This window comes from Pedobacter sp. (genome assembly GCF_035566355.1).
Lineage (GTDB): Bacteria > Bacteroidota > Bacteroidia > Sphingobacteriales > Sphingobacteriaceae > Pedobacter.
Genome location: NZ_DATMRL010000088.1, coordinates 1 through 20941 on the forward strand (window position 1 = coordinate 1; position 20941 = coordinate 20941).

The window sequence follows — 20941 nt, forward strand, 5'->3', positions numbered from 1 at the left end:
CGTTCTGGAAGTAATCCATTCATCAGTGGTTTCAACAATGGATTCAAGTTCCTTATTGGTTAGAATATATTCAGGAACATAACCATGAACCGCAGTAATAGCGGCGTGGATTTTACTCATTTTTTCAAAATTTATTTAAAAGCAGCTTGTATCTTTCCTACCAAGCCAGTAGTTATCATATCTCTTGATTGCAGGATCATATTTTTTACCGCAGTAGGAGTAGAGATCCCATGACCAATAATTACTGGAGCATTGACGCCCAAAACAGGACTTCCGCCATAGTTCTCGTAATTAAACCGGTCAAAGAATTCATCCTTCAGGCCCTTTTTAATGGTCATTATATAAAAAGACTCTGCAAGTTTAAGCATAATATTTCCGGTAAAACCATCACATACAATGACGTCGGCCTTTTGATTGAAGAGATCACGACCTTCAATATTTCCGATGAAATTAAAAAGATTAGATTCCTTCATTAAGGGAAATGTAGCCAAACTCAGCATATTTCCTTTTTCGTCCTCTTCTCCAATATTAATTAAACCGACTTTTGGGTTTTTGATCTGCATCACGTTTTCAGCGTATAAACTGCCTACGGCTCCAAATTGAACCAGAACATCAGGCTTACAATCCGCATTTGCACCTACATCAAGCATTAAGCCTCTGCCGCCGTCCAGTTTTGGTACAATAGTACACAGACAAGGTCTGATGATACCGGGTACTGTTTTTACACTAAATACAGCACCGACCATCATGGCTCCTGAGTTACCTGCACTGGCAAAGGAATCCAGTTTACCTTCTTTGAGTAAATTGAATCCAACGGAAATACTTGAGTTTGGTTTTTGGGCTAATGCCCTTGTGGGATGTTCCCCCATACCAATCACTTCTTCGGTATGAACGAATTCGAAATGGTCAGGGTTAAAGCCTTTTTCTGAGAGCAGGGGCTTAATCTGGTTGGTATCACCAATGAGCACGATGTGCTCTCCGGGCGATAGAAGTTGATGAGCAGCTATTGCTCCCGAAACATTTGATTCGGGAGCATAGTCTCCGCCCATTATATCGAGACCTATTTTCATAGTAAAAAATCAGTTTGTGTAAACAGCATTATTGTGCTTCTTTCAAGTGTCTAAGATAAACTTAAACCCTGGCAAAACACAAACTATTTTTCAAGAAAAATTACCCTATAGAGGTGTTTTCAATAACTAATTTACCGTTGTAGTATAAGTTACCATCAACGTTATACGCACGGTGAGGTACGTGGATAGCGCCAGTTGTTTGGCAAGTAGCCAGAGAAGGAGCTTCTGCTTTATAGTGTGTTCTTCTTTTGTCTCTTCTACTTTTAGAAACCTTGCGTTTTGGATGTGCCATTACTAATTTATTTAATTATTATTTTAATTTCTTTAATGCTGCCCACCTTGGGTCATCACTCGTTAATTCTTCTTTTTTATCTGCTCCGTGAGAGAGACTTTCGAGTCTTGCAATCATCTCCCGATCACATTCCTGGCCATCTCCATTCTGTCCGCAGATCTTAATGAACGGTACTGATACGTTAATGAACTCATAAATGATTTCGGACACATCAATAGCACTCTCTTTTTTATTCAATACAATGATCTCCAGATCATCGCTTTCTAATTCATCCTCAGCAAATTTCACAATCTGCCTTTCTTTAATATCCAGAGGCGAATTAAATTCTGCCAAGCATTTGTCGCATTCTAGTTTTACAGTTCCTTTTACATGGATTTGTAAAATTAGCATTGTTTCCTGTTTATCCAGCTCTACTGTTGCATTTAAACTGCCCTTTTTTACCAAAGAGTACTCAAATGCCTCAAAAAAGCTGTTATCAATTTCAAACTCAAATTGATGTTTGCCAATTTTTAAGCCTGTAAAGGGGATTGAAAATTGTTTTAACGGTTTCAATTGTAACAAAATTTTAGCCCGCAAATGTATGAATTATTTTGATAGATGTAAAGTGTTTTTTGTATATTTTTAAAAAAGCTTTCCAGGTGGCTTAATTTGCGTCGTCTTTTATATCCAGCGCAGTCTCAACGATTTTGCCTCCGGTTTTTAGCTGATTGCTTAATAAACTTTCCTGTTCACGCCTGTTCTTTACAATATGGGTAGCTGCAAAAATGGCTTCAATGAATGAAGTCGGATCTGCCAGATTTTTACCTGCAATATCATAACCGGTTCCATGGTCTGGAGAGGTACGTACAAATTTTAATCCGGCGGTATAATTTACACCCGTGCTGAAAGCGATGGTTTTGAATGGAATCAGTCCCTGATCATGATACATCGCCAGAACAGCGTCAAACTGTTTGAAAGTGCCATTTCCAAAAAAGCCATCGGCCGGATAAGGTCCAAAACAGATTACCCCTTTATCGAACGCTTCATGAATAGCGGGGATAATAACATCTTCTTCTTCCTTGCCCAGTAAGCCGTTGTCTCCTGCATGAGGGTTAAGACCCAGAACAGCAATTTTAGGTTTTTCAATCCAGAAGTCTTTTTTCAGGCTGTCATTGATCATTTTTAATTTCTGAACAATTTTTTCTTTTGTGATGCTTCCGGAAATCTCTTTAACCGGAATATGACCGGTAACCACGCCAATTCTGAGTTCTTCGCTGATCAGGAACATCAATACTTCTGAACTCTTGCTGCGCTCCTGAAGATATTCTGTATGACCCGGGAACTTAAAGGTCTCCGATTGGATGTTAAACTTGTTGATGGGGGCCGTAACCAGGGCATCAATCTCTCCATTAATCAGATCTTCGGTTGCTTTCTCCAGGGAAAGAAGAGCGTATTTCCCGCCAATTTCATTTGCGACACCAAGGTCGATCTTGACATCTTCTTCCCAGCAATTGATCATATTGGCTTTCTTAGGATTGGCTAGCCCTGCATTCGTAACTACATTGAAACTGAAATCAGATAAGCCCAGTGCCTTCCTGTGATAGGAAGCTACTTTGGTATGCCCATACACAATAGGTGTACAATAATCAAAAATGCTGGTGTGCGATAAGGCTTTCAGGATCACTTCCAAACCTATTCCGTTCACATCACCAACGCTAATACCTATTTTTACTTTATTGCTCATGCTCAACTTTAGAATTTAGCGCAAATTACAGATTTTAACAGTAATCTTACGCCGATACTGGTAAAACTTTGCTTATTTTGCATCTTTAGATCAGGAGCATATGAGTTTGGTAAAGGCAAAGAAACATTTAGGACAACATTTTTTAACCGATAAAAATATTGCAGCAAAGATTGTAAACGGCCTTATTCATACAGATCAGTACCATCAGGTTCTTGAAGTTGGGCCGGGTATGGGTATTTTGTCTGATATTTTGCTGGAACGTAAGGATCTTGAAACCCATTTGATCGATATAGATGTGGAGTCTTATCATTTCCTGCAGGAGAAATATCCGCAGTTGGGAAGTAAACTCATTAATGGGGACTTTTTAAAACTTGATTTAGCTACAGTGTTTCCTGGAAAGTTTGCTATTATTGGAAATTTCCCTTATAATATATCCTCTCAGATTCTTTTTAAAGTATTGGAACACCGGGAGCATGTTGTTGAAATGGTTGGAATGTTCCAAAAAGAGGTTGCAGAGCGCTGTGCTTCTAAATCGGGAACAAAGGAATACGGTATTCTAAGCGTACTGATTCAGGCCTATTATGATATTGAATATCTTTTTACTGTAAAACCAGGGACATTTAATCCGCCACCTAAAGTCAATTCCGGTGTGATCAGGTTAAGCCGAAACAAAACAGCACAATTGCCCTGCGATGAAAAGCTGTTCTGGCGAACAGTTAAGGGCGGCTTCAACCAGAGGAGGAAAACTTTGAGAAATGCACTTTCCGGAACTATTCCTAAAGATAAAATGGATAATCATCCGTTTTTCGATAAACGTGCTGAGCAACTCAGTGTGGAGGACTTTATCCATCTGACACAACATCTTACTGCTTTAATGACCACAATTGCTTAGCTTAATTTATAATGAATCCTAAAATATTAATTGTTGACGACCTCCATCCTGTGTTTAAAGAAAAAGCAATGGAACTGGGGTATGACATTGATGACCAACCCTTGATCAGCCGGGCTGAAACCCTGTCTGTGATCTCACAATATACCGGTATCGCGGTGCGTACCAAGTTCAGGATAGACCAGGAATTGATGGATGCGGCACCAAACCTTAGATTTGTTGCCAGAGCAGGTGCTGGCCTGGATAATATTGATGAAGCATATGCCAGTACGAAAGGTATATTATTGATCAATGCTCCCGAAGGCAATAGAGATGCCGTGGGCGAACATGCTATAGGGATGTTGCTGTCTCTGATGAATAATTTTCAAAAAGCTGATTCCGAAATCCGTATGGGTACCTGGGACAGGGAAGGCAACCGCGGCTGGGAATTAAAAGGAAAAACTGTTGGGATTATTGGCTATGGCTTTATGGGGCAGAGCTTTGCTAAAAAGCTTTCTGGCTTTGAAGTCAATGTCATTGCTTATGATAAGTACAAAACCGGTTTTTCTGATGCTTATGCGAGGGAAGTAAGTATGGAGGAAATTGTAAGACAAAGCGATGTGCTGAGTCTGCATATTCCTTTAACCTCAGAAACACGGCAAATGGTCAACGATGAATATTTTTTCCATTTCAAAAAACCTTTCTTTTTCATCAATACGGCAAGAGGCGAAATTGTCAGCACTGCTTCAGTACTGAAAGCTATAGCGAATAAAAAAATTTTAGCTGCGGGGCTTGATGTACTGGAAACAGAAAAGTTTCCTGCACTGGCTCAACAAGACTGGTATCGGGACTTGGTTGCTTCAGGAAAGATACTTTTAACACCTCATGTGGGTGGGTGGACCTTTGATTCCTATAGGAAAATCTCGGAGGTGCTGGCGCAGAAGCTGGAAGAATTAAGATTAGGGCATTAAGCCCTAATCTCTCTAAGAGGAAATTATTTCCATTTGTTGTCGGCTGGCCTGGCATCCATAAAAATACCTCCATCGACTACAATAGACTGAATTTTAGCTGTGGCATTGATCTGGACCAATGCCATTTTTTGGTTGCTCTTCCAGATGGCGGGTGATTGATGTAATATAGATTCTTTGCCATCTGCGTAAGTAATTTTGACATCAAATGGAATTGCAAACCCTCCAATGTTTTTTATGGAGACGCTATAATTATTGCCTTTTATTGCCACCTTTTCAATCGCAAGATCAATATAGTTGTTACTAAAAAACCAATTGTTCCAATACCAGTTTAAATCTTGTTTGGTCGCATCATTTATCGAATAAAAGAAGTCCCAGGGAATAGGGTGTTTTCCATTCCAGCGTTCCATATATACATGGAGTGCTTTTTTGAAGATCTCATCACCAAGCATATCTTTTAAGCCCAGGTAAGCAAGTGACGGTTTTACATACGAGTTGTTGCCATATCCAAGGCCGGAAACTTGTGTGGATTGAGAGATTACAGGCTGGTCCTCTTCGCCCGAAGGGTCAAAGATCCAGCGTTTCACTCTGAAATCCTGATAGGCCTGGTCAGCGGCCTCTTTTCCAATCTGTTCTATTCCGATTAGATATTCAAGTGTAGTTGCCCATCCCTCGTCCATAAAAGCATAACGGGTTTCATTAATTCCCATATAGAATGGAAAATAGGTGTGAGCAACTTCATGATTCAATACAAATTGAGAAAAGCCGGGGTCAGGTGTACTTGAGTCGTTGACCATCATTGGGTATTCCATGTCGGCAAAACCTTGAAAGGCGGTCATTTTTGAAAATGGGTAGGGAATTCCGGGCCAATTCCTGGAGAACCAATGCAAGGCTTTTTTCCCGAAGTCTACCATGAATGTGAAATCTTTTGCAGTTTCACTGTAGGCAGACTGAACACTAGCTCTTCTGCCTGTCTTTTCATCAACCACCACGCTACCAGCATCCCACACATAATGATTGCTTAAAGAAAAAGTAACATCACTGATGTTTTTGGCTTCAAACTTCCAGGTGTTCCAGGTATTTTGTTTCGTTACCAGACCTTTTCTCATCTCCTCCGCAGTAGCCATATGAGTTACTTCATCAGACAGATAGGATTTCCTGAGCTTTTCAGCGAAGGCCGGTTGTAGCACTTCATCTGGATTCAGCAGATCTCCTGTGGCCCATACTACGTAGTTCTTTGGTGCCTTAACAGATAAAGTATAGTCGTTAAAATCATTGTAAAACTCGCCTCTGTCAGAATGCGGGAGTTTGTCCCAGCCGTTATAATCATCATATACAGAAACCCTCGGATATGCGTAAGCTGCAAAATAAGTAGTGCTGTCAATTTGACCTTCCCGTCCGCTTTGTTTGGAGAGTGGGTAATTCCAGTCTATATTCAGACTGGCTGTTTGGCCGGGGGCAAGTGGTGTCTTTAACTTGACATCTTCAACTGTGCCCCAGTCCTTGGCATCAAGCTGGTATTTTTGTCCGTTTACCTCAAAGGAGGTGATGGCCAATCCAGTACTCAAAAAGTCTGTGCTTACATAGCCGGATCTTGGGGCTTCAGGTTTATGGATATTGTTTACAAAACGAATGGCCAGTACTTTTAAAGTATCCTTGCTGTTGTTGGTATATTCTATTTTTTCTGTTCCGCTAACGGTTTTTGTCTGTGGGGTCACTGTTACATTAATAGCATACTTACCACGGTTTTGCCAGTATTGTTTACCAGGTCTGCCATCGATGGAGCGGGTTTCTTTGTTGTAAGCATTCCTGATGTTGCGGGGCATGTATAAATCCTGAGCGCTTAAAGAATAAGTTCCCAGCACGATGAAGACCAGCGTGTTGAATAGTTTTTTGTGCATAATAATGGGTTAACGTATTTTAAAATTAGGTAAAAAATGCGGTAATGGAGAGGTGCGTGGGCTTTATATTCTATTTTTTACCTCAGCGTCATATTTCGCTGAAAAGATTTGCTTTTATAAGAATTGGCTGTTATCTTCGTTTTAATTGAAGCAAGACTATGTAGGCCTAGTGCCGATATAGTCTTGTTTGTATTTTAGAGGAACCCCGTTCAGGCATATGAAATGATCAATGCGGATTGACTCCTTTAACGAGCTAAAAAGTATAGTATAATAAAATATAAATTAATCGAGCTATGACAGATGTTACATATTATACCAATGATGGTCTGGAAAAATTAAAACAGGAAATACACTATTTAAAGACTACAGGAAGACAAATGATATCCAAGCAAATTGCGGAAGCAAGAGATAAGGGAGATCTTTCTGAAAATGCAGAATATGATGCAGCTAAAGAAGCACAGGGCTTGCATGAAGCGAAAATAGCGAAACTGGAAACTACATTATCTACCGCAAGACTGATTGATGAATCTAAACTAGATACTACAAAGGTTTTGGCCTTGTCTATCGTGAAAATCAAGAATGTAAAAAATGGAGCAACTATGACTTACCAGCTGGTTGCAGAATCAGAGGCTGATCTTAAAACGGGAAAGATTTCTGTGAAATCGCCTATTGCGCAGGGATTATTGGGTAAATCTGTAGGTGATAAAACAGAAATACAGGTTCCTGCAGGTAAAATCGAGTTTGAGATCCTAGAGATCAGCAGATAATCAGTAAACCTATGGCAAGTATATTTTCAAAAATTGTTAATCGTGAAATTCCGGCGCATATTGTGGCGGAGACAACAGAGTTTCTGGCCTTTCTTGATGTGAGCCCGCTCACAATGGGGCATGTGCTCGTGATCCCCAAAAAAGAGATTGACTATATTTTCGATATGGACGAGGAGAGCTATTTTGGACTAACATTGTTTGCTAAAATCGTAGCGCAAGGTTTAAAAAAAGCATTTCCATGTGTGAAAGTTGGCATGGCGGTGATCGGGTTGGAAGTACCGCATGTGCATATTCACTTGATTCCCATGAATAATGTAAGTGATATGAATTTCAGCAGAGAGAAGTTAAAACCAAGCCAGGAAGAGCTGGAAGCAGCAGCTTCAAGAATTAAAGCAGAATTATAATTTGTTATTTTTCATAAAAAAAAGGCATTCAGTTATTATTGAATGCCTTTTTTTTATGAAATTACGGTGATGATTCACATGCGGGTATTTTGTTTTTTAAGCGAATACAAACAGAACCTCGAAAAAGTTTTAAAATATTTCAAAATTAATTCATCTTTATGTAAAACTTTACATTGCAATGTTATATTTGTAACAGGTTTGTTTCAATTCGCTACACCTCATCCCGGGGGCAAAACTGATAACGCTACCGGCTTAACTATCTAATTTTTCTCTTTAAATGAAGGCAACCAGGGCGATTTTATACAGGTTCATCAATATATATACAGGCCTTTTGCTGCTAATGATGCTTTGCATGGAGAACAGTTTAAAAGCCCAGGAGCTCAGGACACTGACCGGAAAGGTTACGGATGCACAAACCGGAGAAGCGATTCCTTATGCAACGATTTACGTAAAACTCAAAGATGGAAAGAAGAAGGCGGCCGCCTCTGACTTCGATGGTCTGTACCGCCTGATTATCCCTCAAAACTTAGCCACCGATTCTGTTTATACCACATACGTTAGTTACACTACAACAAGGAAATTGTTACCCCAGGGCAGTCATCCTATATTGGATTTTCAGCTTGCAGAGGGTGGCCGTTTATTAAACACTGTAACCATAACTCCAAAATCCTATGTGAACCCTGCCTGGGAGATCATGGAGAACCTGGTAAAAAACAAGCCTCAGAATGACCATCGCTATTTAAAAAGCTATGGTTACCAAAGCTACAACAGGATAGAGATTTCTGTGGTCAATATTGGGGAGAAGATGAAGAAAAACAAAGTCATCAGGCAGGTACTTCCACTAATGGACGATTTACAGAAAATTGCGGGGGAAGAAGGATCGCCAAGCCTGCCTATATTTATGTCGGAGACCATTTCAGATTATCGGTATATGACCAGTCCGGAACAGAAAACAGAACATGTGCTGCGAACAAAAGTAAGTGGTGTCGGAATAGAAGATGAAACCCTGATCTCTCAGCTGGCGGGCTCCACTTTTTTACAATATAATTTTTATAGCAACTTTCTTAAACTGGCCAATAAAGAATTCATTTCACCTACGAGCAATAGCTGGAAAACCTATTATAATTATGAGCTTACCGATGCTCATGATAAGATAGAAGGAAAAGAATACTATAAAATTGAGTTTAAACCTAAAAGATCCCATGATCTTGCCTTTGACGGAGTCATGTGGATTACTAAAGACAGTTATGCCTTATATAGGATAGACTGTACCGTTTCTAAAGATGCCAATCTGAATTTTCTAAATAAAATCAGGATACAGCAAGCCATGGTACAACCTTCAGGTACAACAGCCTGGATACCCAAACAAACCCGTATTGTGATTAACGTGGGTACAACCTCTAAAAAGCTATCTGGCTTTATTGCTAAGTTCTATTTATCTAATAAAGATATCGAGGTGAATAAAGATTATCCTCCATCTTTATTTAAAGAGCCCATGGTGATGGATAAGGATGTGAATAAAATAGATGAAAAATATTGGGTTAAAAATCGTGCAGATTCACTTACTGCAGCCGATAAGGCTGTCTATAAGATGATAGATACCGTTAAAAACCTGCCTTTGGTTAAAACTTATGCAGACATCGCGGGGATGTTGATCAATGGCTATTATAAAGTTGGAAAGATCAGTTTTGGACCTTATCCTTATACCTACAGCTACAACGATCTGGAAGGATCTGTATTAAGGATAGGTGCTACCACCAATACCCGATTTAGCGAAAAGCTGATCCTCAGCGGATTTTTAAGTTATGGTTTCAGAGATGAGAGATTTAAATACAATGGTGCCGTTGACTATATTTTTTCCCGAAAGCCCTGGGTGCAGGCCGGTATTTCTTATCAGCATGATATCGGACAAACGGGTTATCAGTTTGAAAACTTTGTTCTTGCACAGAATAACGTTTTCAGTGCCTCTATAAGGAACGGTAAAGTGAGTAAAAGAGGGCCATTTACACAAAATATATGGAATACATATGTGCAAACAGATCTTTTCTCCAATGTAAGAGGCAAACTTAGTTTAGCGCACCGGACCTTTGATCCTTTGTTTAACTTTATATACCGGGACAATGAGGATAAGATTACGTACAAGAATTACGAAGTTTCAGAATCGATTGCTGAAGTACAATGGACGCCCGGACGGCGTTTGCTGGAATCTTCCAAAATCAATAAAAGAATCATGATCGGAAACGGCAATGGCAGCCCCATTTTTACTTTTCGCTATACCCACGGCATAAAAGGCGCGGGAGGAGATTTTAATTACAATAAATTGGCGTTTAATATTTATCAAAGACCACTGCTGGGTATTTTTGGAAGGGGTGAATATTCCCTTACCGCAGGATATATCCCTGATGCATTACCTTATCCCTTACTGGAAAATCATCGGTTCAATTTCAATACCATGCGTTTCCTGGAGTTTACAAGCGACAGATATGTATCTTTGAGTTATACACAACACATGGACGGATTGATTACCAACAGCATCCCTCTACTTAAAAAGTTAAATGTGCGTACAGTAGCAGTCTTGAATGTGTTGGAAGGAAGTCTGAGTGATCAGAACAATGAGGCCTTTATCAGAGGCAGGGGTAAACTGAATCGGAGTCTTGAAGGTATTCCTTATGTGGAAGCTGGTTATGGGGTTGAGAACATTTTCAAAATCTTAAGGGTAGATTTTTTACATCGTCTTACTCATAAACAACATTTAAACGATGCTGGCCTGGAACCTTCCAATTTCGCCATACGGACCACCCTACAATTCAGGTTATAAATTACTTTAATTTTTCGTTATTCTGATGACGGTCCGCGTCCCGGATACTCTTTTTGATGAGGTTTTTTTCGAGCGCAGCAGTGAGATCTATCCCGGTTTGGTTGGCCAGGCAGATCAGTACAAAAAGTACATCAGCCATTTCATCACCCAGATCTACGGCTTCATCGCTTTTCTTAAAAGATTGTTCTCCATATTTTCTCGACATAATACGAGCCACCTCACCAACTTCTTCCATGAGAATAGCCGTATTGGTCAGTTCATTAAAATAGCGGATCCCTGTGGTGGTGATCCATTGATCAACCGTCTTCTGTGCTTCTTCTATCGTCATTATTCTTTATTCTTTGTGTCGATGATCAGGGTTACAGGACCGTCATTCAGCAAACTGATTTTCATATCTGCACCAAAAATGCCGGTCTGAATTTTTTTATTTAAAAGTGCCGTAAGCTTTGAAATCATACCTTCATAAAGTGGAATTGCTTTATCTGGTCTTGCTGCCCTGGTAAATCCAGGCCTGTTGCCTTTTTTTGTTGAAGCGAACAGGGTAAACTGGCTGATCAGCAGGATATTTCCGCCGGTATCAGACAAAGACTTGTTCATCAGTCCCTGCTCATCGCTAAAAATCCTTATCCCTGCAATTTTTTGAGCCAGCCAGTCCAGGTCCTCGGTCGTATCGTTATCCTCTATGCCAAGCAATACCAGCAAACCACCTTCAATGGCACCGGTAAGTTCTGCATCAACCCTGCAACTGGCTTCGGAAACTCTTTGAATCACTGCCCTCATGCCCTGGTCTCGTTTCCATGGTAAATACTTAAATAACTCTCATATCTGCTTAGTGCGATCTCCTCGTTTTCCACGGCACGGATTACTGCACAGCCCGGTTCATTGATATGCCTGCAGTTGTTGAATTTACATTCGTTCATCAAATCGCGCATTTCTCTGAAATAATGACCCAGTTCTTCTGGTCTGATGTCAAAGATCCCCAATTCCCGGATTCCGGGGGTGTCGATCAGATAGCCTCCGAAAGGTAGTGTATGCATTTCTGCAAAAGTTGTCGTATGCTGTCCTTTGTCGCTCCATTCAGAAACTTCACCTGTTTTGATATCTCTTCCAGGCAATAAAACATTGATCAAGCTGGACTTTCCTACTCCCGAGTGACCGGAAAATAAAGTGGTTTTGTCTTTTAATAATTGCTCCACCTGGTCAATATTGGTTCCTTCAAGGGCAGAAACCTCATAGCAGGGATAACCGATATGTTCGTAGATGTCCTTATATGCTGCCAGAATCTCCAGGCCTTCTTCGCTAAAAAGATCCAATTTGTTAAAGATCAGCGTTGTGGGAATGCTGTAGGCCTCTGCTGTTGCAAGAAAACGGTCTATAAATCCAAGAGATGTTCTTGGGGAAGCAAGTGTAACAATCAGAAAAGCCTGGTCCAGGTTGGCTGCAATGATCTGTGCCTGTTTAGATAAGTTAATGGATTTGCGGATGATATAGTTTTTACGATCAAGCAGTTTATGGATTACCCCAGTTTCTGCATTGGGTTCCAGTTCAAATTCTACCTGATCACCAACAGCAATAGGATTGGTGGTTTGAATCCCTTTAATGCGGAATTTACCTTTAATTCTGCAGTCATAGTTCCGGCCATCTTCTGCATGTATCAGGTACCAGCTCCCTGTTGATTTAATTACGAGTCCTTGCATATAAGGAGGTAAAGGTAGAAAATATTTTTTTGGCCAATCATTTGGTATTTAGAAAAATATAACTTTACTTTACTCCACAGCACAGTAAGTGTAAAAAATACAATAATGTTTAATAGTCAATTGTCAATTACTACCATTACCACCACCACCGGGGAATCTCGGAGGAAGGAAAGCTAATGGTGTAAAATTAAAATACATAGAAACCACGAAAAGCGCCTTCCTCTAAACAGGAAGGCGCTTTTTTTTAACCTAAAACCATGAATATTTTAAAATTCGGAGGCACTTCAGTTGGATCAGCAGACAGCATCAAGGCGCTGCTGGGCATCGTAGAACATGCCCGGCAGAAAGAAGATGTGATCGTTGTCCTTTCGGCAATGAGTGGCGTAACCAACCTCTTATTGGAAATGGCAGAGAAAGCCCAGGTAGCAGAAGACTATGCATCACAGCTAAAAGCCATTGAAGAAAAACATTTTGAGGTGATCAGAGCCTTGTTGCCCGCATCGGCACAAAATCCCGTCTTTACAAAATTAAAGATTTATTTTAATGAATTGGAGGACATACTTCAATCGGTTTTTAACCTCCGTGAATTAAGCGCACAAACTAAAGACCTTATTTTGAGCTATGGAGAGCGCTGCTCTGTTTTTATGGTTGCACATATTGCCAGGCAAAAATTCAGCAATGCAGTTGCTGTGGACGGTTCGGAACTCATCAAAACCGACAGTAATTTTGGACAAGCCAAAGTAAACACTGCGTTGACCGAATTGTTGATCAACGATTATTACCAGTCCAATTCGGATCAGCTTCTGTTTGTCACCGGATTTATTTCAAGTAATGAAGAAGGACGCGTGACTACCTTGGGTAGAGGAGGAAGTGATTTCACCGCTGCTATTTGGGGTTCTGCCTTAAATGTAAAGGAGATCCAGATCTGGACAGATGTCAATGGGATGCTTACTGCCGATCCCAGGATTGTAGAAAAGGCCTTTTCTCTATCAGAGTTAAGTTATACAGAAGCTATGGAACTGAGTTATTTCGGGGCAAAAGTGATCTATCCCCCGACCATGATCCCGGCTTTCCTGAAGAAAATTCCAATTGTGATCAAAAATACATTTGATGTTGGATTCCCGGGAACTTATATCCGTCACAATGTAAAGACATGTAACTTGCCTATTAAAGGGATTTCCTCTATCGATGAGATCAGTGTACTGAACCTGTCTGGTAGTGGGATGGTTGGAAAAGCAGGCTTTAGCGGTCGCTTGTTCTCGCTATTGTCAAGAGAACAGATCAATGTGGTCCTTATCACGCAGTCGTCTTCCGAACACAGTATTACTTTTGCAGTAAAGCCGGCAGATGCCATTAAAGCCCTGAACCTGATCAATAAGGAATTTGAACTGGAGTTACAGGCAAAAAAACTGGAATACCCCGAAGTAGAGAGTGGTCTTTCTGTACTGGCCATTGTTGGAGAGAATATGAAACATACACCGGGCATGTCGGCAAGACTCTTTAACGCCCTTGGCCGCAATGGGGTGAATGTGAGAGCCATTGCACAAGGTTCTTCTGAATATAATATCTCTGTTATCCTTTCCAAGGCCGATCTGTCCAAAGCAGTCAATGCAGTACATGATTCTTTTTATTCGGATTTGAAGAAGACACTAAATGTCTTTTGTCTGGGTACCGGAAATATTGGAAAAACCCTGTTTAGCCAATTGCAGAACCAGATGCCTTTTCTTGCAAAGAACAATGACCTGCAGGTTAAAGTGATGGGCATCAGTAATTCCCGTCAAATGTATCTCAGTAAAGAAGGCATAGATCTTTGCAGGTGGGAGCAAACACTGCAAGAACAAGCTGAACCAGCCGACCTGAAACTTTTTGTGCAGAAGATGAAGGCTATGAACTTACCTAACTGTGTTTTTGTAGATAACACAGCCAGTGCCAATCCCGTCAATTTTTACCAGGAAATCCTGGAGAGCAGTATTTCTATTGTAACTTGTAACAAGATTGGTAATTCTGCAGATTACGAACAATATGCTGCATTTAAAAAAGCAGCTAGAAAATATGGGGTAGACTTTTACTATGAAACTAATGTAGGAGCCGGGCTTCCAATCATCCGCACCCTAAAAGACCTGATGATGAGCGGGGATAAAGTGGCTCGCATTGAAGCCATTCTCTCCGGTACAATTTCTTATATTTTTAATAACTTTAAGGGTGATGCTCCTTTCCATAAAGTAGTTAAAGAAGCTCAAGATCTGGGTTATACTGAACCGGATCCCCGTGATGATCTCAATGGAAAAGACTTCATGCGTAAAATGCTCATCCTGGCCAGGGATGCAGGTTATGCCATGGAAGAGAAAGAGGTAGTTATTGAAAGCATGCTGCCACCAGCCTGTCTGGCTGCGGCCTCTGTAGAGGATTTTTATAAAGAACTGGAAAACAACAAAGCCTATTTCGAGCAATTAAAAAACGAAGCTGAATCTACAGGACGTGTATTGCGCTATATCGGTAAGCTGGAAGATGGAAAAGTGAACATTACCCTTCAAATGGTAGACGATACACATCCTTTTTATATGTTGTCTGGTAGTGATAATATTATTTCCTTCACAACAGACAGGTATAAAAGCAGGCCGCTGGTTGTTAAGGGGCCTGGTGCAGGAGCAGAGGTAACAGCGGCAGGTGTATTCGCAGATATTATAAACGTAGGTAAGAAATGAGGAATTCAGTAAAAGTTTTTGCTCCGGCGACAGTAGCCAATGTAGTTTGCGGATTTGATGTACTTGGTTTTGCAGTTAATGCTCCGGGCGATGAAGTGATCATGAGAATGACCGGTAAGCCTGGCGTGCAACTCATCAAGATTACAGGAGATGAGGGGCGGTTGCCATTGGATCCGGACAAGAATACGGTAAGCGCCAGCGTACAGCATTATTTGGAGCATATTGGACGCACAGACGTTGGTGTAGAAATCGAACTTCATAAAAAAATGCCCATCGGAAGTGGCCTCGGTTCTAGCTCTGCCAGTACAGTAGCGGGTTTGTTTGCCATCAATACCTTGATGGATAACCTGCTGAGCAACAAAGAACTCATTCCTTTTGCAATGAAAGGGGAGGAATTGGCCTGTGGATATGGACATGCCGATAATGTTGCACCTGCATTAATGGGTGGTTTCGTACTCATCAGAAGTTACGAGCCCCTGGATGTGATCAGCCTTCCTTTTCCAGAAGATATGTATGCGGCCATTGTTTATCCGGAAGTAGATGTGCCTACTAAAGATGCAAGACAAATGATCCGTTCTAAGATTCTGCTCAAAAATGCCGTAACCCAATGGGGCAATGTAGCAGGCCTGGTGAGCGGTCTCTTTATGAAGGATTATGACCTGATTGGAAGAAGTATGGTCGATGTGCTTGTAGAACCGACAAGATCAATTCTCATTCCCGACTTCTATAAGATGCGCGCTCTTGCCCTGGATCAGGGAGCTGTGGGCTTTGGAATCTCAGGGTCAGGGCCCTCCGTTTTTGCATTAACTAAAAATGAAGAGACGGCCAGAGTGATAACCCTTTCTTTGCAGAACCAGCTGAAGGGCTTAAACATTAACAGCCTCGGGTTTGTTTCTCCTGTAAATAAAATGGGCCCGGTGGTCCTTGATTAAACATCTTCAACCTTTAAAAACCAATTATGAAATTATACAGCACCAACAACCATCATTTAAGTGTCGAATTTCCCGAAGCCGTTTTCAACAGTATGCCTCAGGATAAAGGCTTGTATATGCCCGGAAATATCCCGCAGCTGGCTCCGGATTTTATAGAAAACCTGGGCAATTATACTTTGCCTGAAATCGCATTTACAGTTGCTTCTGCTTTATTGAAAGATGCGATTCCTTCAGAAGATCTCAAACGTATCGTAGACGATGCTATTAATTTTGATGCTCCGGCAAACCGTCTCGATAAAAATACCTATGTTCTGGAGTTGTTTCATGGTCCTTCTCTTGCTTTCAAAGACTTTGGCGCACGTTTTATGAGCCGTGTAATGGCTTATTTCCTGAAGGATGGAGAAGAAGTCCTGGATGTGCTTGTAGCCACCTCCGGAGATACCGGTGGTGCAGTAGCTTTAGGCTTTCTTGGAGTGCCCAATACCCGTGTAACGATATTGTATCCGAAAGGAAAAGTGAGTGATATTCAGGAGCTGCAGCTTTGTACCAATGGGCAAAATATCCATGCTATAGAGATCGAAGGCACATTTGACGATTGCCAGAAACTGGTGAAGCAGGCTTTTGCAGATGATCAGCTGAATGAAAAGATGCGGTTAACCTCTGCCAATTCCATTAACATCTCCAGGCTGATCCCTCAAACCTTTTATTATTTCCATGCCTATGCCCAACTGGCCCGACAGGGGAAAACAAATGTGGTGTTCTCGGTTCCAAGTGGAAACTTTGGAAATATAGCGGCAGGATTGCTGGCTTATAAAATGGGCTTACCGGTTAAACAGTTTATCGCCGCAACAAATGCGAATGACACTGTTCCACGTTTTCTGGAAAGCGGTGTTTACGAAACCAGACCTTCCGTCCAGACCTATGCCAATGCTATGGATGTTGGAGCGCCAAGCAATTGGGTTCGGATTATGGATCTGTTCAACAATGACAGGGCAGAAATTCTGAATAAGGTTAAAGGATACACCTACAGTGATGAACAAACCCTTCAGGCTATTAACGATATCTATAATAAGTATGAATATATTGCCTGTCCACATACAGCTATCGCCTGGCTGGCCCTGGAGGATTATACAAAAACACATGTAAAAGAACAATTTGCAGGCGTATTCCTGTCTACCGCCCATCCATGTAAATTTCCAGATGTTTTTCCTTTAGAGATTTCTACAAAAATAGAAATACCAGAACAGGTTAAAGAAATCATGGGCCGTGCCAAACACGCGACTGCAATGGATGCCGATTTTGATGCCTTTAAAGCTTACCTGATGGCGCTTTAGACAATCAGGTAAGTCAAATTTATTTTTTAGTGAACCGCATCACAGCAATATCTCCTGAAATCAGGTTGAGCGTGGTGTCGTTCACTATATCATAAGAAGTTACTTGCTCTAATGTTTTGAAGTAAACACCTTCTCCGTTGCCATCCAGACAAGCCATCTTGGTAGAGGCAATTGGTCCTTTAAAACTGATCTTATGGTCGTCTGCTACCAAAACACCACTGTAATTATTGCAGCTGCTGTTTCCGCTGATCTTTTTTTCTGCAGTGTTGACCACTAAGGTCGGTTTCCTGTTCGGGTAAAGCCCATTGAATGCAATTCTTGGACCGGTAATATAATTGAGCTCCCAGGTGCCATTCAATTTGGCCAGACCTGAAGATTTAGATCCATGTTTAATGCTGCTGCACGCAAATAAAATGCTTGTTAAACAAAGAGCGATAACAGATAATCTTTTCATAATTTTATTCATTATTTACCTTAACAGGAGCAAATAACGTTCCATAAAGAAAATTATAAAGCAGATCGGTTAAAAAATAGCCTGTGCAATTCTGCGGGTCGGGCCACTCTTTCCCATGGTATAAAAATGCAATACAGGCGCTCCCAATTCTTTAAGTCCTTTACATTGTTCAATCATCCATTCTATACCTACCTCCTTAACATCACTTTCCGATTTGCAGGAAGTAATAGCTTCGCTCAATGCCATCGGAATATCCAGGTGAAAAGTTTTTGGAAGGCTGACCAGCTGCTTACTACTGGTGATTGGTTTCAAGCCAGGAATAATAGGTACATGAATGCCATTCTCCCGGCATTTCTCCACAAATAACCTGTATTTTTCGTTGTCAAAAAACATTTGGGTTACAATAAATTCTGCGCCCAGATCTACTTTCAGTTTCAGGTATTTGAAATCTGTATCCAGGTTTGGCGCCTCGAAATGTTTTTCCGGGTAACCTGCAACACCTATACAGAAATTTGTTTTCTCCGGATCATCCATATCTTCATGCAGATATTTTCCATTGTTCATATCTGCTACATGCTGTACCAGATCGGATGCAAAAGCGTGGCCTTCGGGGGTTGGGATAAAAGAACTATCGCTTTTTCGGGCATCGCCCCGTAAAACAAGTACGTTGTCAATCCCCAGGAACTGCAAGTCAATTAACGCATTTTCCGTTTCATCTTTAGTAAAACCTCCACAGATTAAGTGCGGCACGGCATCAACCCGATATTTGTTCATGATCGCTGCACAGGTGGCCACAGTACTTGGACGTTTACGGTAGGCAACCTTTTCCAGCAAACCGCTGGGATGTTGTTTGTAGATATAATCTTCACGAAGGTAAGTCACATCAATAAAAGGCGGATTAAATTCCATTAAAGGATCTATCGCATCAAAAATACCCTGGATGCTCTGTCCTTTAACAGGCGGTAAAAGCTCAAAAGAAAATAAGGTTTTACCCTTCGCGTTACTAATGTGGTCTGTAATCTTCATTGTGATGTTTCCGTATGGTTGGTTCGGTTATTTGTCTAAATTTCTAAGGTCTCCTGTTCTAATAAGCTAAATTCGGGCTAAGCCACCTTTCTACTTCCTCTACAGGCATATTTTTTCTAATGGCATAATCTTCTATCTGATCTTTTGTGATCTTGCCCAGACCAAAGTAGCGGGATTGAGGATGTGCGAAATAAAAACCGCTTACCGCTGCGGTAGGATGCATAGCGTAACTCTCTGTCAAATGCAGTCCAATCTTTGCTTCTGCGTCAAGTAATTCAAATAATGTACCTTTTTCTGTATGTTCCGGGCAGGCTGGATATCCAGGAGCAGGGCGAATCCCTGCATATTCTTCTTTAATGAGTTCTTCGTTGCTCAGGTTCTCTTCACTGGCATATCCCCAATATTCCTTACGCACTAGTTCATGCATCTTTTCCGCAAAGGCCTCAGCAAGTCTGTCTGCCAGTGCTTTAGCCATAATGCTGTTGTAATCATCATAATTGGCTTCAAATTCAGCCACCATTTCATCACAACCTATACCCGTGGTCAAGGCAAATCCTCCAAAATAATCTGGTACTCCCGTCTCTTTCTGTGCCACAAAATCAGACAGGGCATAGTAAGGCTGACCAGCTACTTTTTCTGCCTGCTGCCGTAAGGTATGGATCACCACTTCCTTGCCTTCTACATCCAGAACAATATCATCTCCTACGGCATTTGCCGGCCAGAAGCCTATAACTGCCTTAGCCTTAAGTAACTTTTCATCTACGATTTTCTTCAGCAGAACTTTCGCATCATGAAAAAGTTTACGGGCCTCATCACCTACCTGTTTATCTTCCAGGATACGGGGGTAACTCCCCCGAAGCTCCCAGGTTTGGAAAAAAGGAGTCCAGTCAATATAAGGCACCAGTTCTTCCAAAGGATAATCTTCAAATACCCGGGTTCCGGTGAAAGAAGGAGCAGGGGCAACCAGAGTCGTATCAATCTTGAAATTCTCTGTTCTGGCTTCTTCTATCGTTTTAAAACGCTTATCAGAACGTTTGTTCAAATGGGCTTCACGCGCCTTGTCGTATTCTTCCCGAATGCCCTGAATATACTCATCGCGGGTATCTTTATTCATTAAGGTGCTGCATACAGTCACACTTCTGGAGGCATCCAGTACATGTATAGCTGGTCCGGAATAGTTTGGGGCCACTTTTACGGCAGCATGAATTCTGGAAGTAGTTGCGCCTCCGATAATCAGTGGAATAGTAAAACCTTCCCGCTCCATTTCTTTGGCAAAGTGTACCATCTCATCCAGTGAAGGGGTAATCAGACCACTCAGGCCAATAATGTCCGCATTGATTTCTCTGGCTTTTTTAATGATCTCCTGTGCGGGAACCATAACGCCCATGTCCACAATTTCAAAGTTGTTACAGGCCAATACAACGCCAACTATATTTTTTCCAATATCGTGTACATCTCCTTTAACCGTGGCCATCAATACTTTTCCTGCCGAGGAACTTTGGTCACCGCCCGGGTTATCCAGCTTCTCTTGTTCAATAAAGGGCAATAGATAAGCTACTGCTTTCTTCATCACGCGCGCAGATTTAACCACCTGTGGCAAAAACATTTTTCCGGCACCGAAAAGATCCCCCACAATATTCATCCCGTCCATCAAAGGGCCTTCGATGACCTGGATCGGACGGGCATACTTTTGTCGGGCTTCTTCCACGTCAGCATCCAGGTATTCAATAATCCCTTTCACCAGGGCATGTGATAATCTTTCCTCAACGGAAGTTTTACGCCATTCTTCGTCACGAACAATCTCTTTTCCCTTAGATTTTATGGTATCTGCAAATTCTACCAGCCGCTCCGTGGCATCTTCCCTGCGGTTCAGTAACACGTCTTCTACCCGTTCCAGCAGTTCGGGCGGAATTTCCTGGTAAACTTCCAGCATCCCTGCATTTACGATCCCCATATCTAAACCTGCGCGGATGGCATGGTAA

Annotated in this window: 19 protein-coding genes and 1 pseudogene; 8 read left to right on the plus strand and 12 right to left on the minus strand. The window is 41.4% G+C overall.

Annotated elements, in window-relative coordinates:
• The 5 genes and pseudogenes from VNZ46_RS03300 to pdxA all read right to left on the minus strand — a co-directional run.
• A pseudogene (locus tag VNZ46_RS03300) lies at positions 1-120 on the minus strand (3-oxoacyl-ACP synthase); the annotation flags it as partial.
• A gap of 11 nt (positions 121-131) precedes the next feature.
• Positions 132-1070 carry a phosphate acyltransferase PlsX gene (gene plsX / locus VNZ46_RS03305; RefSeq protein WP_316837590.1) on the minus strand — a complete coding sequence of 313 codons (939 nt, stop codon included), beginning with the start codon at positions 1068-1070 and terminating at the stop codon, positions 132-134.
• 100 nt (positions 1071-1170) lie between these two features.
• The gene (gene rpmF / locus VNZ46_RS03310) at positions 1171-1362 is read right to left on the minus strand and encodes a 50S ribosomal protein L32 (RefSeq protein WP_108555155.1); all 192 of its coding nucleotides are present in this window, start codon (positions 1360-1362) and stop codon (positions 1171-1173) included.
• Between the two features lie 18 nt (positions 1363-1380).
• Positions 1381-1914 (minus strand): DUF177 domain-containing protein, encoded by a 534-nt coding sequence (locus VNZ46_RS03315; RefSeq protein ID WP_325558665.1) that lies wholly within the window; start codon positions 1912-1914, stop codon positions 1381-1383.
• Positions 1915-2005: 91 nt separating this feature from the next.
• Positions 2006-3085, minus strand: a complete 1080-nt coding sequence (pdxA, locus tag VNZ46_RS03320) for a 4-hydroxythreonine-4-phosphate dehydrogenase PdxA (protein WP_325558666.1) — start codon at positions 3083-3085, stop codon at positions 2006-2008.
• Positions 3086-3185: 100 nt separating this feature from the next.
• Here pdxA and rsmA point away from each other — a divergent pair, with 100 nt between their 5' ends.
• Together rsmA and VNZ46_RS03330 are read left to right on the plus strand one after the other, a co-directional pair.
• Positions 3186-3977, plus strand: coding sequence for a 16S rRNA (adenine(1518)-N(6)/adenine(1519)-N(6))-dimethyltransferase RsmA (rsmA, locus tag VNZ46_RS03325; RefSeq protein ID WP_325558668.1), 792 nt, complete (start codon positions 3186-3188; stop codon positions 3975-3977).
• Positions 3978-3988: 11 nt separating this feature from the next.
• Positions 3989-4924 (plus strand): NAD(P)-dependent oxidoreductase, encoded by a 936-nt coding sequence (locus tag VNZ46_RS03330; protein WP_325558669.1) that lies wholly within the window; start codon positions 3989-3991, stop codon positions 4922-4924.
• A 23-nt stretch (positions 4925-4947) separates the two neighbouring features.
• On the opposite strand, the gene VNZ46_RS03335 is transcribed toward VNZ46_RS03330, so the two are convergent.
• A complete protein-coding gene (locus VNZ46_RS03335; protein WP_325558670.1) occupies positions 4948-6822 on the minus strand; it encodes a M1 family metallopeptidase in 1875 nt (624 codons plus the stop codon).
• A 293-nt stretch (positions 6823-7115) separates the two neighbouring features.
• Between VNZ46_RS03335 and greA the strand changes: the two genes are divergently transcribed.
• The 3 genes from greA (at position 7116) to VNZ46_RS03350 (ending at position 10811) form a co-directional block, all read left to right on the plus strand.
• A complete protein-coding gene (gene greA, locus VNZ46_RS03340) occupies positions 7116-7589 on the plus strand; it encodes a transcription elongation factor GreA (protein ID WP_133782200.1) in 474 nt (157 codons plus the stop codon).
• Between the two features lie 11 nt (positions 7590-7600).
• Positions 7601-7993 (plus strand): HIT family protein, encoded by a 393-nt coding sequence (locus tag VNZ46_RS03345; protein WP_325558671.1) that lies wholly within the window; start codon positions 7601-7603, stop codon positions 7991-7993.
• Positions 7994-8345: 352 nt separating this feature from the next.
• Positions 8346-10811 carry a DUF5686 family protein gene (locus tag VNZ46_RS03350; RefSeq protein ID WP_325558672.1) on the plus strand — a complete coding sequence of 822 codons (2466 nt, stop codon included), beginning with the start codon at positions 8346-8348 and terminating at the stop codon, positions 10809-10811.
• 1 nt (position 10812) lies between these two features.
• On the opposite strand, the gene VNZ46_RS03355 is transcribed toward VNZ46_RS03350, so the two are convergent.
• The 3 genes from VNZ46_RS03355 to rsgA are packed head-to-tail and all read right to left on the minus strand — an operon-like array spanning position 10813 to position 12508.
• Positions 10813-11139, minus strand: coding sequence for a nucleotide pyrophosphohydrolase (locus VNZ46_RS03355; RefSeq protein ID WP_325558674.1), 327 nt, complete (start codon positions 11137-11139; stop codon positions 10813-10815).
• The gene (gene dtd, locus VNZ46_RS03360) at positions 11139-11591 is read right to left on the minus strand and encodes a D-aminoacyl-tRNA deacylase (protein ID WP_325558675.1); all 453 of its coding nucleotides are present in this window, start codon (positions 11589-11591) and stop codon (positions 11139-11141) included. The genes VNZ46_RS03355 and dtd overlap by 1 nt, the downstream gene beginning before the upstream one ends.
• The gene (gene rsgA, locus VNZ46_RS03365; protein ID WP_199078766.1) at positions 11588-12508 is read right to left on the minus strand and encodes a ribosome small subunit-dependent GTPase A; all 921 of its coding nucleotides are present in this window, start codon (positions 12506-12508) and stop codon (positions 11588-11590) included. Before rsgA ends, dtd begins: the two co-directional genes overlap by 4 nt.
• 257 nt (positions 12509-12765) lie before the next feature.
• On the opposite strand from rsgA, the gene thrA reads away from it, so the two are divergent.
• From thrA to thrC, 3 genes are read left to right on the plus strand one after another with little or no spacing between them, the layout of a single operon-like run.
• Positions 12766-15213: a bifunctional aspartate kinase/homoserine dehydrogenase I gene (thrA, locus tag VNZ46_RS03370; RefSeq protein ID WP_325558677.1), complete on the plus strand. Its 2448-nt coding sequence runs from the start codon at positions 12766-12768 to the stop codon at positions 15211-15213.
• Positions 15210-16145, plus strand: coding sequence for a homoserine kinase (locus tag VNZ46_RS03375; protein WP_325558679.1), 936 nt, complete (start codon positions 15210-15212; stop codon positions 16143-16145). The genes thrA and VNZ46_RS03375 overlap by 4 nt, the downstream gene beginning before the upstream one ends.
• A gap of 26 nt (positions 16146-16171) precedes the next feature.
• On the plus strand, positions 16172-17479 hold the full coding sequence (gene thrC, locus VNZ46_RS03380; protein WP_325558680.1) for a threonine synthase: 1308 nt from the start codon (positions 16172-16174) through the stop codon (positions 17477-17479).
• Positions 17480-17498: 19 nt separating this feature from the next.
• Here the strand turns inward: thrC and VNZ46_RS03385 are convergent, their stop codons facing one another.
• From VNZ46_RS03385 to VNZ46_RS03395, 3 genes are all read right to left on the minus strand, one after another.
• Positions 17499-17933 carry an META domain-containing protein gene (locus VNZ46_RS03385; RefSeq protein ID WP_325558681.1) on the minus strand — a complete coding sequence of 145 codons (435 nt, stop codon included), beginning with the start codon at positions 17931-17933 and terminating at the stop codon, positions 17499-17501.
• 69 nt (positions 17934-18002) lie between these two features.
• Complete coding sequence (locus VNZ46_RS03390; RefSeq protein ID WP_325558682.1) at positions 18003-18959, minus strand: methylenetetrahydrofolate reductase; 957 nt, start codon at positions 18957-18959, stop codon at positions 18003-18005.
• Between the two features lie 58 nt (positions 18960-19017).
• Positions 19018-20941, minus strand: a 1924-nt coding sequence (locus tag VNZ46_RS03395) for a vitamin B12 dependent-methionine synthase activation domain-containing protein (protein WP_325558683.1), incomplete at its 5' end; no start/stop codon positions are given.